The 16,016-nt window shown below is 36.4% G+C and carries 15 protein-coding genes; 11 read left to right on the top strand and 4 right to left on the bottom strand.

Annotated elements, in window-relative coordinates; genetic code table 11:
• Window positions 1-23 precede the first annotated feature (23 nt).
• Window positions 24-5,984, top strand: coding sequence for a VCBS repeat-containing protein (locus IPM92_04195; protein MBK9107589.1), 5,961 nt, complete (start codon window positions 24-26; stop codon window positions 5,982-5,984).
• Window positions 5,985-6,317: 333 nt separating this feature from the next.
• On the opposite strand, the gene IPM92_04200 is transcribed toward IPM92_04195, so the two are convergent.
• The 3 genes from IPM92_04200 to IPM92_04210 form a co-directional block, all read right to left on the bottom strand.
• On the bottom strand, window positions 6,318-6,824 hold the full coding sequence (locus IPM92_04200; protein ID MBK9107590.1) for an ester cyclase: 507 nt from the start codon (window positions 6,822-6,824) through the stop codon (window positions 6,318-6,320).
• A gap of 68 nt (window positions 6,825-6,892) precedes the next feature.
• Window positions 6,893-7,504 (bottom strand): ester cyclase, encoded by a 612-nt coding sequence (locus IPM92_04205; protein ID MBK9107591.1) that lies wholly within the window; start codon window positions 7,502-7,504, stop codon window positions 6,893-6,895.
• The gene (locus tag IPM92_04210; protein ID MBK9107592.1) at window positions 7,449-8,216 is read right to left on the bottom strand and encodes an ester cyclase; all 768 of its coding nucleotides are present in this window, start codon (window positions 8,214-8,216) and stop codon (window positions 7,449-7,451) included. Before IPM92_04210 ends, IPM92_04205 begins: the two co-directional genes overlap by 56 nt.
• A gap of 185 nt (window positions 8,217-8,401) precedes the next feature.
• Here IPM92_04210 and IPM92_04215 point away from each other — a divergent pair, with 185 nt between their 5' ends.
• From IPM92_04215 to IPM92_04255, 9 genes are all read left to right on the top strand, one after another.
• On the top strand, window positions 8,402-8,956 hold the full coding sequence (locus IPM92_04215; protein MBK9107593.1) for a sigma-70 family RNA polymerase sigma factor: 555 nt from the start codon (window positions 8,402-8,404) through the stop codon (window positions 8,954-8,956).
• The gene (locus tag IPM92_04220) at window positions 8,949-9,560 is read left to right on the top strand and encodes a hypothetical protein (protein MBK9107594.1); all 612 of its coding nucleotides are present in this window, start codon (window positions 8,949-8,951) and stop codon (window positions 9,558-9,560) included. The genes IPM92_04215 and IPM92_04220 overlap by 8 nt, the downstream gene beginning before the upstream one ends.
• Window positions 9,561-9,606: 46 nt before the next feature.
• Complete coding sequence (locus IPM92_04225) at window positions 9,607-9,966, top strand: DUF2200 domain-containing protein (GenBank protein MBK9107595.1); 360 nt, start codon at window positions 9,607-9,609, stop codon at window positions 9,964-9,966.
• 117 nt (window positions 9,967-10,083) lie between these two features.
• Complete coding sequence (locus IPM92_04230) at window positions 10,084-10,677, top strand: hypothetical protein (protein MBK9107596.1); 594 nt, start codon at window positions 10,084-10,086, stop codon at window positions 10,675-10,677.
• A 73-nt stretch (window positions 10,678-10,750) separates the two neighbouring features.
• Window positions 10,751-11,671, top strand: a complete 921-nt coding sequence (locus IPM92_04235) for a hypothetical protein (protein MBK9107597.1) — start codon at window positions 10,751-10,753, stop codon at window positions 11,669-11,671.
• A gap of 95 nt (window positions 11,672-11,766) precedes the next feature.
• Window positions 11,767-12,201: a nuclear transport factor 2 family protein gene (locus IPM92_04240; protein ID MBK9107598.1), complete on the top strand. Its 435-nt coding sequence runs from the start codon at window positions 11,767-11,769 to the stop codon at window positions 12,199-12,201.
• 12 nt (window positions 12,202-12,213) lie between these two features.
• The gene (locus tag IPM92_04245) at window positions 12,214-12,639 is read left to right on the top strand and encodes a hypothetical protein (protein MBK9107599.1); all 426 of its coding nucleotides are present in this window, start codon (window positions 12,214-12,216) and stop codon (window positions 12,637-12,639) included.
• Between the two features lie 128 nt (window positions 12,640-12,767).
• The gene (locus IPM92_04250) at window positions 12,768-13,271 is read left to right on the top strand and encodes a hypothetical protein (protein MBK9107600.1); all 504 of its coding nucleotides are present in this window, start codon (window positions 12,768-12,770) and stop codon (window positions 13,269-13,271) included.
• Window positions 13,272-13,327: 56 nt separating this feature from the next.
• Window positions 13,328-13,681: a hypothetical protein gene (locus IPM92_04255; protein ID MBK9107601.1), complete on the top strand. Its 354-nt coding sequence runs from the start codon at window positions 13,328-13,330 to the stop codon at window positions 13,679-13,681.
• Here IPM92_04255 and IPM92_04260 read toward each other — a convergent pair.
• The gene (locus IPM92_04260; protein MBK9107602.1) at window positions 13,678-14,952 is read right to left on the bottom strand and encodes a hypothetical protein; all 1,275 of its coding nucleotides are present in this window, start codon (window positions 14,950-14,952) and stop codon (window positions 13,678-13,680) included. The two genes, IPM92_04255 and IPM92_04260, sit on opposite strands and share 4 nt — an antisense overlap.
• A 266-nt stretch (window positions 14,953-15,218) precedes the next feature.
• Here IPM92_04260 and IPM92_04265 point away from each other — a divergent pair, with 266 nt between their 5' ends.
• The gene (locus IPM92_04265) at window positions 15,219-16,016 is read left to right on the top strand and encodes a PhzF family phenazine biosynthesis protein (GenBank protein MBK9107603.1); all 798 of its coding nucleotides are present in this window, start codon (window positions 15,219-15,221) and stop codon (window positions 16,014-16,016) included.

A 16,016-nucleotide genomic window follows, 5' to 3' on the forward strand; every position in this document is an offset into this window, starting at 1 on the left:
ATTATTATAAAATGTACAGCCCCATGTACCGCTACCTATGTAGCTTAGTGATCTCTTTATCCATTGTGTGGAATACAAATGATATTATTTTTGCACAGTCGCAGTTGTCTGCCTATACGTCTACTCTAAATGGCGCTTTTAAAGTAAATCAAAATGGAGGAAGCACTTATTCAATAAATATCTCTGTGCCTCCGGGTACAAATAATGCAGCACCTCAACTTACAATCAACTATAACAGTCAGGGTGGAAACGGCATTTTAGGGCAGGGTATGAGTTTGAGTGGAATCCAAAGTATAAATCGAACTGGGGCTACTTATCAACAGGATGGTTTTAAATCTGGCATTAATTATAATGCATATGATCGATTTAGTCTTGGTTCGAGTCGATTAATGAAAGTCAGTAGTACAGGTGACGGATATTTTTCCTCAGGAGCTGTGTACCATACTGAAATTGAATCCTGGACGAAGATTGTTGCAAATGGAAATTGCGGGCAAGGCCCCTGCAGTTTTACTGTGACGGATAAGGAAGGTAATGTTTATGAATATGGCAATACTGATGATTCACAAGTTTTCGCATGTGGATCCCTTTTTTCAAGTGGAAATAAAGCAGGTTCCATCAACAGTTGGTTTATTAATAAGCAAACTGATTTAAACGGCAATCAAATTCAATTCAGCTATACAGAAAATCCACAAACCGTTTCTGGAACTCCGATCACTAATACTGCGAATAAAGGTGTGTCATATCCGGATATAATATCGTATACAATTAATGAAAAGGCCAATTTGCCTGCGCAGCGATTAGTCTGTTTTTATTATGAACCCAGACCAGATACAGCAGTTCACTATTTGGGTGGCGGGCTCATGCAAACCATGGCTCGATTATCAAAGATCAGGACATTTATCATTGATGAAAAGAATGACACCACCCTTATCACTGAATATCAAATTGTTTATCAAACTAATACGCCTTTAAATATCAGCAGGGTAGCCCAAATCAAAGAAGTCGGAGCGAATGGAGTCGTATATGCAGCAGATGCATATGATTGGACGAATGGGCTACAGCAAATGATCAAACAGTCATTTTCTTATCCCGGGTCATATACTGAAACAGGATTTGAAGGTGATTTTAATGCAGATGGCAGAACAGATTTATTGATTAATAACAATGGTAAAATTTCATCCATCTATTTGGCGTCGGAAGGAGGATTTCATAATTCTCCATTAGATACAACTATCATTTTAAGTAATTTTGAATTTATTGCCGATTTTAATGGAGATGGTCGAACTGATGTTTTTACAGGTTCAAGTGCAGCAGCCAATTTATTTCTATCAACAGGAACTTCATTTAACAGGATTAGTATTCAAACAGATAGTATTAAATGGCCAAGCACTTCCTGTAGCTCCTGCTTTTGGTCTGCGGATTTTAATGGGGATGGAAAAAGTGATTTGTTGAGCATTTCCGGTATTGAAGCTTATATCAGTTTCTCGAAAGGAAATGGATTTACTGCTTTTTACCCATTTCAATTTCCGGCATTAAACGTTGGTAAGAATTTAATATCCGATTTTAATGGAGATGGACTTGCAGATTTTTTAGCAGCTGGAGTTGATTCAATTTACTTGTCTAATTGGTCAATTGCAAAAGGCTTTTTACCTGGTATTTATGCAAATACGCATTTTGATAATAACAGTTCTTATTTTTTTTCCGATTTCAACGGAGATAATTTAGCTGATTTAGTGGGCCAAACCGGGCAAGTTTTTTCAATATATCTGTCGAATGGATATGGAATTCAATCCGGAGTTCCCATTAATACGGGGTCTATTAATATGGAAAACAGTTGGCTAGGTGATTATAATGCCGACGGTATGATGGATCTGCTAAGTGGTAGTGGATCTACATATGGGATATACTATTCCAATGGTTTTAATTTTTCGTTTTGGCCTTTGACGGGTTTTAATTTTGCGAATCAAAGCATTTGGGTAGGAGATTTTAATGGAGATGGTTTAACCGATGTGTTTAATGCGAATACCCAGTCATTATATCTAATTACAGATTCGTCGAAGACATATAAAAATTATAATCAGTTACCCAATATGATATGGCTTTTTAGCAATGGTGTTGGGGGTAATATAGAATTAAAATATCAACCCATTTCTAATGATACGATCTATACGAAATCTTTAATTTCTGAAACAGCAGAGGGTCTCACTTTTGGGAGAGGTATTTTTAATTCTTTCAATGCACTTAATCTCTCACCGGTTCAAGGATCTAATTATCCGATGCGATTTACCCAAAATGGTATGTACGTAGTAACAGCTTATGCACAAACAGATGGGCTTGGAAATAGATATCCTTACCAATACCACTATGAAGGTGCAAAAGTGGATATATTAGGTGTTGGTTGGCTGGGATTTAAGATCAATACAAGAATTGATAGCTCCGCACAAAATGTTTCAAAAACAAATAATCTACAACACTTCCCGTTTACTGGAAATCAGGAAAGCACACTTTTAACTGATTTAGAGGGTAATATTCTCCGAACATCAAGAAATTATTACAGCGATAGTATTTCTGCTGATTATTCAAATGGAAAAATTTACCATATTACTGTAGATAAGTCCAGAAAAAGCTATTTCGACAACAATACATATAAATATACGACGGGTTACAATTATCAGTATGACCCTTATGGGAATAAAACACTTACCACAGATTTGGGTGACACAGCTCAGTCTAAAAATGTTGTCAACACATTGGCGACTTATCTCAATGATACTGAAGACTGGCACATAGGATATCAATTGACAAATGTGAATGCTTCTGATCCAAAGGGAATGCATGTACTTAATGCGACAACGTATACTTACGATTCAATTACATTTAACCAAACATCATCTTCGCAATGGCTGAATACAAATAATATCTGGCTTACCCAGCAAACAGGGTTTGATCTTTGCGGCAATCAAAAGTACAATATCAATATTGCAGGAGATACAAGTTTTATCCAATATGATTCTTTTTACAACACATTTCCAATAAGTAGAATCTCGCCTCCAAATCAATGGGGAGAAAAGCTTGTGGTAAAAACATTTTACAATCCTGCTTTTGGCAAGGTGAGTCAGGCCATTGATGCTAACAGTAATATTTTTCAAATTCAATTGGATGCCTTAGGCAGAGATAGTTTGATTTTGGGACCCGACACCAGTGGAGTTATGACAATCCTTGCTAAACTTTTATACGTGCCCGACTCAATTGGTTATCAGGTTCAAAAAGCTGAACGAAATGATTGGGCAGGGCAATCATGGAATGTTAGTTCTCAATATTATGATGGAATGTTGCGCAATTACCTCAATACACAAAGTGATCAAAACGGGGAAACAATTCTTCAACAAACAACGTACAATGGTCATGGTAAAATTATCAGACAATCTACTCCATATCTGAAAACTAATTTAGCTCTCTATAGTTACAGGACATATGATCCTAATGGCAGGATCAGTAGCCTGACGTATCCTAAATCGAATACAGAAAGCGTGACTTCAAAATGGGCTTACAACGGGAAGCAAGTTACTTACTTTGATGCGGTTGGAAGCCAGGATTCGTCTTCATCAATTTATTATTTCGACTATTTTAATTCGTCAAAGCGAATCGTTCGGCACAATAATCAATCAAGACAAAATACTATATTTACCTATGACTTATTAGGTAATCAAATTTCCATCACTGATCCGGGAGGACTGACAACTGCACAGACCTATAATTCTCTCAGTAAACTCACTTCTACTCATAATCCGTCCAGTGGAAATGATTCACTTATCTATAATTATAATTTGCAGCAAATTATTTTAATAAAAAATAACCAAGATACGATTGTCAATACTTATGACAATTTGAATCGATTGTTATTACAATCAAAAGGCAAAGTTGTATTGTACCAGTTTGATTATGATTTGCCAGAATCCAAAAACGGAAAAAGTAAATTGTGTTCTGTGTTTGCACCACAAGAAAGAATCACTTATTCCTATCAATATAATTCTTACAATCAAAACATAAAAAGTACCTTAAAGCTAAAAAATGTACTCTATTCTGAAGCATTCTTCTTCAACCCAAATCAAAGTACTTCGAATATCATATATCCTGATTCTTCAGTAATGTCTTATAGCTATTATCCTAATCAGCAACTTAAAGAAATTTCTATGGCTGATCATGCAAATGGTTTTAAATCTAAGCATTATTTAAACTACCTTCAGTATGATGCAGAAGGCAATCAACTTTCTATTCAATATGGCAATCAGGTTGTTAGAAACGCTGATTATTTGGCATATGGTAAATTAAACCAATATGACATAACGGATGCACAGGGCAAACAAATATTAAACCTCGATTATATTTGGAATGATGCAAATCAACTTGTTTCCATTCAAGATAGTATAAATTCTGATTTTTCGCAGCACTTCTCATATCAGCCAACTGGCAGGTTGGATACTGCAGTAGGCAAATATGGGAAAAATATTTTTACATACGATTTATCTGGCAATTTGTTGGGTAAAGATTCTATCCAGTTTGCTTACAAAAATTATCAGGTAACGAATGGCATCAAAAATGGGAAGCAAGTATTTACTGCAAAATATGATGTAAAAGGAAATTTGCAACAGCGCTCCAGGATACTAAAAGGAGATTCTTCTGCCCTATCATATGACTATGATGTTTTTAATAGGCTGATAAGGATTCGCCAAAAGAAAGACACATTGTTTATATTTCTTTATAATTACAATGGTCAACGTATCGGCAAAGTCGATGTGCAAAATAAAGAAACGACTCTTTATATTTCGCCTTATTACGAAATTAGCATGACACCGGATTCTACATATTATACAAAATATGTGGTCTCACCTACAAACATAGTGGCAGCAGTAACACAGGTTAAAAGCAAAAAATCGAATTTTAAAAACACAAGAACTACCTACTACCACCAGAATTTTGTAAACACTACTAGTCTTACAACAAATGAACAAGGAAGTTTGTCTACGCAAATTCACTATACTCCATTCGGTGAACAATATGCAATAACAGGAACTGGTAAAGTTAGATACACATTCGGTAGTAAGGAATTGGATAAAACTGGTCTGTATTATTTTAATGCCCGTTATTATGATCCTGTTACGACGCGTTTTATTTCTGCCGACGACAGACCGGGTGGGGGTATGACGCAAACAGATGCCTATAACTATTATGCTTATACACTTAATAACCCGATCAAATACTATGATCCCAGCGGACATGATGTGTTATCTGATTTTGCAATCCTTATGGTTATAGGTGTTGAAGTGGGCGCTGACATTTTAACAGATGGGGCATTAACTCCGGAAGAAGCAGTTTTGGATGAAGCTGCTTTAGATGCAAAAGGCGCTGAGGAAGTGGGTGGAGATTTTTTGAAAGCATTAAAAAAGAGCAAAGGGACTGTCGTAAGTGACGAACAACGGGTGAGTATTTATAAAGCAAAGAGAAGTGTTGTTTCTGAAGCCGACTCTGGAGACGACAATGCATTTATGCAACGCTATAGTCGTAAGCCATCTGGGGAGTGTGAAATGCTTCGAATGAGCGGTGAGGATAAATTCGGTAATTCTGTCTTTAAAAGTATTGGAGGATTTCCGGATGAGGATGTTGAATCACTTTCAAAGAAAGCATTAAAAAGGAGCTTAAAAAATGATAACATTGTGAATTTTACTTTATCGTTTGATAAATATGAATTGAAACTGGGTGATGATGATTTAATACACTCTACGATTGCTGGTCAAGGTCGCGATGTATATAGTGCAGGAAAAATACAAATCAAAAAAGGAAACTTACTGGTTTATCCTCATAGTGGGCATTATAAGGCGGATGCAACTGCAATAAAAATGACGGATCCCATGTGGAGGATGCTAAAAGAACAAAAGGGACTTAAGTTTAGGAAAATAAAATATATGGACAGTCAAATTTATTAATATTGGAAAATGTTCTCGCTTGTTTTTTGATTAATATTTAGTAATTGTAGGTTATACTTTCAATTAACGACGTATGTAATCCAATTTCAACAAAAATGGAAGTCGAACTAATATGAGTAATATTAGATGAGGAACTTCCTGGGAGATTGTATAAGGAATATGTTTTAGGTATTTACTGAATGAAAATGCAATTTGTTAATGTTAATTTTTGTGATCGAAAAGCTTTAGTTGGTAAAGTTGTTAATACTTTCAACTTAGCTTGGGAAAAATTTATTCAATAATTTATTCACCAACGTGTTGTTCGCTTACATTTTGTGTTGGCGTAGTAAAATTTTATTTCAACATACCCAATTGGGCCAATAGCGATCCGGAATCCTGGTAATTATGTATGCTTACAATCTTTCCATTTTCTATCCGATGTGTTTCACTCACATATAATGTGACGATTTTGCCGGTAGCAGGTAAAGTATCGCCTGGTATTATGAATGGCCCGGTATGTGTACCAATCGCTTCAAACTCTAGGGCTACATTGCCCTTATTATCTTCAAAAACATTTGTGTGCTTAATAATCATATCCGGAAATGCTGTTTTGAAACCCGTCATAAAATTTCTAAATTCTGCCTTACCGTTAAATGTTTGTCCAGAGGCATAATTGATGACTTGAATATTGTCTCCTACCAAAATGGCTACACTATCGAACTTATTTTCACTAAATAACAAATGGGCTTTTTTGCTGATAGCTGAATTATCGATTATTGCGCTTGTTTGTGGAGTCTGTTGCGTACAAGCTATTGCTGTAATTGCATAAACCAAAGTTGGAAGTAAATGTATGTTTTTCATATGATGTTGATTAAAATATTTTAAAATCGTGGCACGACTTTCGAAGTGCCACGTACATTTCTTGAATATTATTTTTTTGCTTTAACCGTGCTCATTTTTTGTTCACCTTTTAATTGAGCGAGCATTGTAGCGGCATCGAGCTCTACCCATGCCTCAGTTACTTTTCCAGCATCATTAAATTTATACACACCTAATGCGGAAACTTTAATTTTATTTCCACTCGCAGGATTGCCCATGAACATGCCTGTATTTGTTCCAGTCAACCAACCTTGTACGCTAACTGCACCATTGCCGGACGCAACAACTGTTAAACTGCGTTTCACATCTGGAAATCCTGATTTAAATCCTGTCACTCGTTTTTTTAACTCGTCGTTGGAGTTCGCTATCCCATTGAAATAATGTTTGGCGTCCGGTGCAAAATAGGATACTAACTTTTCGGTATCACCGGCATCTGCTGCAGCCATAATCCCAAGAGCAGCAGCTTCTGCGGCCATATTCGAAGGATCGAGTTTATCCATGATTCCGACAGCGTACAAAATTCCATTTGGATTCACTGATTTATGAGAAATGCAAAGTCCCTGATCATTCAATTCCACAATATCCATATCTTCCACCATCGCTTTTTTACCGGTATGAGGAATACCCATAAAACTTCCGGTATTGGTACCTGACACATTCATGGAGGTAGTATTTGTTTTTGCCTGCAGGAATAATTTCTTTGATGTCAAACTTCGTATCTGGAAATGCCGTTAAAAAAGATTTGTAAGCTTCAACAGCATTCCATACACCTTTGATCGGTTCGGGACTCAAGCCGAGTTCCATGAATTCCGGAGTGCACACACTGGCAAAACTTTTATAATCTTTCTTTTCCAGTGAAGCATAGGCCTTGCGAATATTGGCTTCCGCTTTTGCATGTGGATTGATACCTGCCATCAACTGTCCCTCAAATGACTTCATGTCGAATTTCGTGTCCAACATTTTAATTTTGCCTTTTCCATCGAGAAGAAATAGGGTAGTGAAGGCAAGACTAACTTTATTGCCAGTGGCTGGATTTCCCATGTTTGGACCTGTGTTGGTGGCTTTAAATATACCACTCACTACGACCTTGTTTCCATCGGCAAACCAATCTGAAATTTCGTGTTTCATACCTGGAAATGCGGTATTGAAATTTTCACCCACAGCTCGCCAGCTTTTTTTGTCAAAAGTTACAGGAGCAAAGGCTGCAGTCGCCTTAAAATCTTCTGTTAGTAAGGAAGCTGTAGCATCCAGGTCCCCTGCATCTAACCAATTAAAATAATGGGTAACAATTTGTTCGGCTCTTTTTTCCTGACTGATTATTGTGACGCTTGCAAAGAGTACAACAAACGCCGAAAGTAAAATTGTCTTTTTCATGTGTTTAAGATTTATTTTGTTTTTAAATTTGATTGAATTGCCTTGACGATTTTGAAAACGGATTTCTTTTATCGTCAATTCGGAAACATTTACGACTGGTTTTGATATTTGGATTTAGATCGGTGAAAAAATTTCTAAAAAAGTTTCTGCCGACAGTTAAATTTGAAGTCAGTTAATAAACATAATTGGAGGTTTTAGCTTCGAAATATATAGCCGAGTGCGAATTCGTTGAGCGTCTGAAAAGGGCTGAGCATTCGGCTTACAGCGAATTGTATGACCGTTACGGACAAGCCATTTATAAGGTCATTTTTGAAATTGCCAAATCAGAACCGGACACTGAAAATTTAGTGCAGGATACTTTTGTAAAAATCTGGCGCAATATTCAACTTTATGAGCCTACTAAAGGGAGACTTTTTACCTGGTTGGTCATTATAGCCCGTCGCGTAGCGCTGGATTTTGTGCGATCCAATTATTTTTTGGAGAAAAGGAAGATCCAAAATGAAGAATCCGCCGTAGCTGTTGCAGGCCCGGCCCCTGAAATGCAGCGGCTTGATTATCTTGGCTTGGAAAAGGAACTTGATAAATTAGACTCGCATTTAAAGCAAATGATAGATTATCAGTATTTTAGAGGATATACCATGCAGGAAATAGCAGACGAAACCGGCCTTCCTTTGGGTACCGTAAAAACCCGCACCCGGACCGCATTGCTTATTTTGAGAAAAAATTTGAAAAATGTTTGAACTCCATCAATATATATCGTCCGGCGTCATTGAATCTTATTGTTTGGGAAATTTGCCTGAAGATGAAGCCCGCGAACTCCTTGATCTGGCATCCCGATACCCCGAAATTCAAATGGAGATCGATGAAACCTTAGCAGCTCTGAAAAATTACCGGCAGGACCTTTCTGCTTCGAAAGATTTGAAATCCCGTACACTACATTTTTTAGAGCCTTTTCTTGCCAAAGAAACGATTGATCTGAAAAATCCACCATTCATTACCAGGCATAGCGATGCCTTTGCATGGAAAGAGGCATTAGTGGAGTTGCAACCGGAATATCGTGAGGATGATTTTGCCATTCACTCATTAAAAGCAACAGCGGATGTTGAAATGAATTTAGTTTGGCTATATGGCGAGTTGGTAGAAGACCAACATCCCGAAGAGGATTTCACAGAAAGTTTTCTCATCATTGAAGGCGCATGTGAATGTGACTTTGAAGGACAGATTGTGCGTTTTAGCGCCGGAGATTATTTTGATGTTCCCATTGGCGTTAAACATGTGATCAAAAATATAACCAAAAATTCTGGCTTCGTCAAAGGTATCGTTCAACGCAGAAAAGCTGCCTGAAATTGGAAGAATTTTGGAGCATATACAAATTTAAGTCTTACTATGTATGAATACCAGAAATAACGAACGCGTTTTTAAAATGATTTTTGCTAATGTATATCCTTTGTACCTTCAAAAGGCAGAAAAAAAGGGGCGGACTAAAGAAGAGGTAGATGAAATTATTTATTGGCTCACAGGATATAATGAACAAAGCTTTCAGCAACAGCTCGATATTAAATGCAATTTTGAAAACTTTTTTACTGAAGCTCCCCGGCTGAATCCCAATGTATCAAAAATTACGGGTCTCATTTGTGGTTATCGCGTCGAAGATATCGAAGATCCGCTCATGCAAAAGATTCGGTATTTGGATAAATTGATTGATGAATTGGCCAAAGGGAAATCAATGGAAAAGATTTTGAGGAAATAAGTGAAAATTAAATTGGGATCTCATGGTGTTTCAAGCCTAACTTAGAATAATTGATTATTTTTGCTTTGGTAGGTTGGCAATAATTTTTAATCAATTCATCCTAATTCTTTTTAAACAATGAAATACCTGACGATCGTTGCATTCACTTTGTGCATTTCCTGCTCTGAAATGGGCAAAAAAGAGTCATCCTCAATAAGTAGAGATGCAAATTCTTTAAGTAATGGAAATATTCAAACCGATTCTTTTAATTTAAAATTCAGTTTTCTCAGAAATTTACCCGTCAGAAATACACCATTCCGGGATTCTACGAATTTTGATAATTTCAGGTTCAGCGCACTTCTCTCCCAGGAACAATTATATCGATTTAACTTAGCTGCTATAGTGAGCCCATATGATCTCAAAGATATAAGGTCTTCTGAAATGCGTTACCGGATACCGCTGTCTGAGCAATTTGTAACGGTCGTGTTTACAACACAAGTCGGAGAGCATGAGCTTAGGACGGATCTCGCTAATTTTGATCACAATTTTCGCTTGATCGATTTCAAAACCATCGCCTACGACGATATAGCAGAAGGGTGTATACAGAAAGCAGCCTTGATTTCAAAAGATAAAATCATCATTTATGAAGCAAATTATTGTGATGCGGATACCGCAATTTTGGAAAAGAATTGGATCTTAGATGGGGCAGGAATGGTGATTTTGGCAAAATAATTATTTTATAAAACTAGAAATTTTATTTCTGATAATTATAATTTCTATATTGATATAAGAAATATTTAGGTGCATGTTGAAGAAATTTATATTCAATTTCATTTTAGTCATTTCAACTTATGGCAATACATATGCTCAGGAGTTTGCCTCAAATGATTCTAAATGGGTTTACAATCATCGGGGTTTTTGGTCATATGGAATAAGTCAGGTACAATTTGATAGAGATACATTTATAAACGGCAGACTTACAAAAATATTCAAAAAAGAACTAACCCTGCAATCGAGAATGGGTGGTTCAGCTTCGACATGGCAAATGAATCCGGTGTATTTGCAATCGGATAATGGAGTTGTTTTGTATTCTGAAGATGCAATTCAATTCGATACTTTATATAATTTTATTGCTAAGATTGGCACTGAATGGTCTATTGTAAATAGGAATATAGGGTCAAGAGATACCTTGCTAATTTCGATACTTGATACTTTCGAAACCATGATTTCAGGCCAAAAAGTTTCAGGTCAAATAGCTAGATACAAATTCAATAATTTTGGAAATCGCATTGATACAGTTCTAAAAAACGTAGGGGCTTTACAGCATTATATATTACCCTTTGATGAATTGGAAGTCGCAGTAGATGGGGGAGAAGGTGGTATTTTACGTTGTTTTTATAATGATATATTTGGAGCGAAAGCATTTAATACTGGAAATCCGGAAATTGGATACGAATATGATTGTTCCAAGATCACAAATGTTAATAGTGAGAAGTTCGTTACCAGGAATGAAGATTTTGATTTATCCATCCGTGATGAAACGCTTTTTATTGACAATAAAAGAACGAAATTAGCATTTGTGGACCTTTTTGACGGCACCGGAAAAAGCTTACATCAACAGAAATTAGCATCAGGCTTAAACCAAATCGACTTAAAAAAATTACCTTTTGGGATTTTGTTCGTATTGATAGATCATTCATATTTAAGTAAGGTTTTTAAAATATAAAATATCATTTTTGGTAATTGATTTTTACTAAAAGCAAGATAAATTAAGAAATCAAAATGAAAATAATTTTAATTTACCTATGTATAATTTTCTCTATGGCATGTAAGGACAATGTAGACATGATGTTATATAAGAAATTTGAACTGAAAAGTATTCAAAGTATTATCAGAGAAGCAAATCTCATTTATGGAAAACGATTCGAAACCGGCGATCGGACATGGTACTTTGAAAGATATTGCAAAGATGCATGCGCTATGCCGGAAGGTATGGAATCTGTTTGCGGCATTGATTCCATCATACAATATTATTACAATGACGGAAAAAATAAAGACTTCAAAATTGTGATCAGCGAAAAAGAAATTTACGGGGTTCAAGATCTGGTCGTGGAAGAAGGCATTTACGATTTTCCGGATGGAAATGGAGGGAGCTTTGATAAAGGAAAATTTATTGCGATTTGGAAAACTGAGGATGGCCATTGGAAGATTTATAGAGAAATCTGGAATAGTAATTTGAAACATCCTGCTAACTAATCATTGTAGTATATGTTTGCTGACTGTAAATGGGTATTCTTTGGAAAATATGTAAAATGGGCATTGACACTTCTTGTGGCTTCATGGATGGCCTGTGATAATAATGCATTGGATGAACGCGATGCTTATGTTGGAAAATATTCCGGGATCAAAGTTGTGACTGCATGGGGCGGACATGGAATTCCAGAATTCTCTTATGATACCAGTATAGTGAAAGTTTTTTTATTGAAAGCCAAACAAGATTCTATCGTAAGTTTGTTTTTTGATTCAATTGTATTGGAAAATGCATATTTGTTTAAATTGGAGAATAGCACTTTTAGTTCTATTAAAATTGGGCATCGACCGAAATTGGTTTCTCACGACGATAGCCTGTATTATTATTATCAACCAGGCCTGGGGCCTGCATGGATTGAATGTTTTGTTAAAAAGGATTTATAATTATAAAGAGTATTTTTGAATTCCAGTCAACAGCCGGATAATTCACCTAGGATTACGCTAGTGAATTAATCTGCGTGTAATCTGCGAAATCCGCGGGAAACGAAACTGCACGCGAATAAAATTCTAATATGATCACAAACGTTAGTATTACAAGCATTTTCAATTGCTCTCTTGAACGAGCCTTTAAAACACCCATGTTCTGCGATGTTTCAAAAATACATACCGGCTATGGCATCATGCCCAAAGTGACCCATTGCACAGATGATGACAATTGGGGAAAGCCGGGTTACAGCAAAAAAATATTTGTGGCCAAGTCTATTTCTCAAAAAGGTGGTTTTGCATCTGTTGATAAAGTCCTTGAGCGCATAGAAAATAAATATTGGAAAATTGAGGTCAGTGATTTTCAATCTTGGATGCTGGGCTTTTATAAATTTGAGGGCGAGTGGAAAACAACGGAACTGGAATCCAATAAAATATTTGTAGAATACACATACACCTTATATTCTAACCGTATTTTGCTTTACCCCTTCAATGTCTTGTTCGCAAAATTATTTTGGAAAAGATATATGAGAAGAGTCTTGGAAAATATCCGGCATTTGGCTTATCAGAAGGAAACATATTTATACAATTAACATGCAGGTAACTTTTTGCAAGTGCCATCAAACGTTTACTCGTAGCGCTTTTATTATTGACAGCGATCAATGCCATCATTGCAGGTATTTTATTCATATGGAATCCAACAGGCAAATTGTTGGGTATGAATACAGATTATCTACAATACTCGCCTTTTGACTCTTATATGATCCCCGGTATCATTTTATTCATCGTGAACGGCGTCATGAATGTGATCGCAACCATTTTTATTTTGCGCAAAAATCGCTTGGGCTCATTATTGGCAATATTACAAGGAATGCTGCTTTGTGGGTGGATCGGGATACAAGTCTTAATGGTCAAAGATTTCAATTTGCTTCATGTTTCGATGTTGCTTATAGGTTTTATCTTTATCATCGGGGGCTGCATTCTGCGTTTTTATAAAAATTAATCTAATTTGTATAAGCCCCGGATTTTTTTTGTCTCGCTTAAGATTTTACCAAAATGTTCCTGGTGTTTGCCGGCTTTAAGTTCTGCATCAAATGCTGCCGCAATTTTTTGAATGAGCAATTTATCTGCTTCCGTTTTTTCTTTATAAAGATGGCTGCTAAAAGAAAGGGATTGTTCATCTTCTTTGAATCGAAGATCCAGTTTTGTTTCGCCTGATGCAAGATCAATACAGCGTCCGGTGTATTCGTGGAATTCCTCTTTAACAATTTGTGCTTTGGTCCAATTCATTTGCTTCAACACGAAATCGAGAAACACAGGTAGTATTCCCGGTTTTACAGGAAACAAGGTATAATATCCATCTTCGGATTTATAGCGTCCGGTCCAATATTCCGGCTTTTGATGGGGAATGCGCTGTAATCGAATGGCGCCATCTTTTTCTTTCCATTCAAACAAGCGATGGAACCAATCCAAATTAGCTTCCTGAATATTGATCAACCGCGTTTCTGTATCATCGAATTTTACTGAATAGCCAGTATCTTTTTTAAAATCATATGCGATCAATGCATGTTCAGATTCAGGTAAATCCTCATCTGAGCTGTTCCAGGATTGGAACTCAGCTAAAAACACAATCCAATTTTTATCAGGGGAAAAGGCAAGAGCTCCATGTGGTGATGGAAATGAATAATTGTCAATGGGTTCATTACCCACATGAAATGACCATACATCTCGAGTTTGTACATCTAACACCTTTTGTTCACCTACCATCAAGTACCGCCCGCCTTCGAGTTTTTTCAATGGATCTATATTGTTGGTATCACTTTCAGCAAAAACTTCAATAAATGGTCCCGGCTGACCTTTATCGCTGTCCAAAAATTGCAGGGAAGCAAAATCTTGCGATTGTTTTAACAAAGCTTCTACAACAGGGACACCATCCTTGATGTAAATCAAGTAGAGACTCTGACTGCCAACAATCAACATCGGTTCTTCGACACTTCCCAGGACATAGACATTCCACATATAGGGCAATCCGGTGTTGTTTTGTAAATCTCCCGGCATTTCAATAGCCTTGCCCTTAAACAATACTGTATATGCAATACTGGTGCGGTCAACCATCCCATAATTCATATTGAAATCTCGGGATGATCCAACTTTTGCACGTATAGTAAATGGCCCATAGGGAATATCTCGTTCAAAATTTTTACCGGATTTTCGGGTCGCAAAAAAGTAGGCGATACTGATGAATAAGGCTACGCTAAACAATGCGATTTTCATGTTTAAATTACTTTAGAATTTTCATTTTGTTTTAAAATTATCCTCTTCATTTTAAACCTTATATATATCAATTTTGGAGTTTATTGAATAGATTTGATAAAGGGCCTAAATGTACGATCTATGATTTTAAAAACATTTGAAAATATTCGACAAGCCAAACATGTTCATTTTATCTGAAGATGTTCAACATTGGACGCTTAAGATTGTTATTATCATCGAATCCTTTTGATCAAACGCATTATGGCTTATTTTTTAAATAAATGTTTATGAAAACCTATTTCGTCGATTCTTTCACGAATCAAAAGTTTAAGGGAAATCCTGCTGCAGTCTGTTTTCCTGAAATTACTTTAGAAGTTCCCATGATGCAAAGTGTAGCCAATGAAATTGGATTCTCCGAAACAGCTTTTGTAGAATATATTTCGGGAGATCGATACAATATCCGATTTTTTACGCCTAAACAGGAAATTCCCATTTGCGGACATGCTACATTGGCTGCTGCAAAAATAGTATTCGAGATAACAGATCTGCATCAAATTGTTTTTATAAATGTGAATGGTGTAAAATTGATCGTGCAAAAGCAGCTCGATAAAATGACCATGTTATTTCCAACATATAAATTATTGGATCTCGAAATTCCTGGTGAGATGATCAATGCTTTGGGCATTAAAGAGGTGGTGAGTGTAAGGTATAATACTGAATTAAAGATCATACTCATAGAAATGGCAGATTGTAATGCATTAGACCAGCTGAAGCCAGATTATTCAGCGCTGCTTCAATCTTACCAGAATATAAATGGAGTTTGCGTTACGGCAGCTTCGCAGGGCACAGCTTTTGATTTTCACTATCGTTTTTTCTGGCCCTGGTCTGGTACCCATGAAGACCCTGTTACGGGTGGGGTTCATACATTTTTAACACCTTATTGGTCTGCGAAATTAAATCAAAATCACATGCGGGCATTTCAATCTTCTGAGCGAACAGGAGAAATGGAATTGAAATTCGAGGACGATAAAGTGTTTATAACGGGCCAAGCAGTTCAGGTGCTGGAAGGGAATTTTAACATTTGA

The sequence above is a fragment of the Saprospiraceae bacterium genome, assembly GCA_016719615.1.
In the GTDB taxonomy this organism is placed as follows: domain Bacteria; phylum Bacteroidota; class Bacteroidia; order Chitinophagales; family Saprospiraceae; genus Vicinibacter.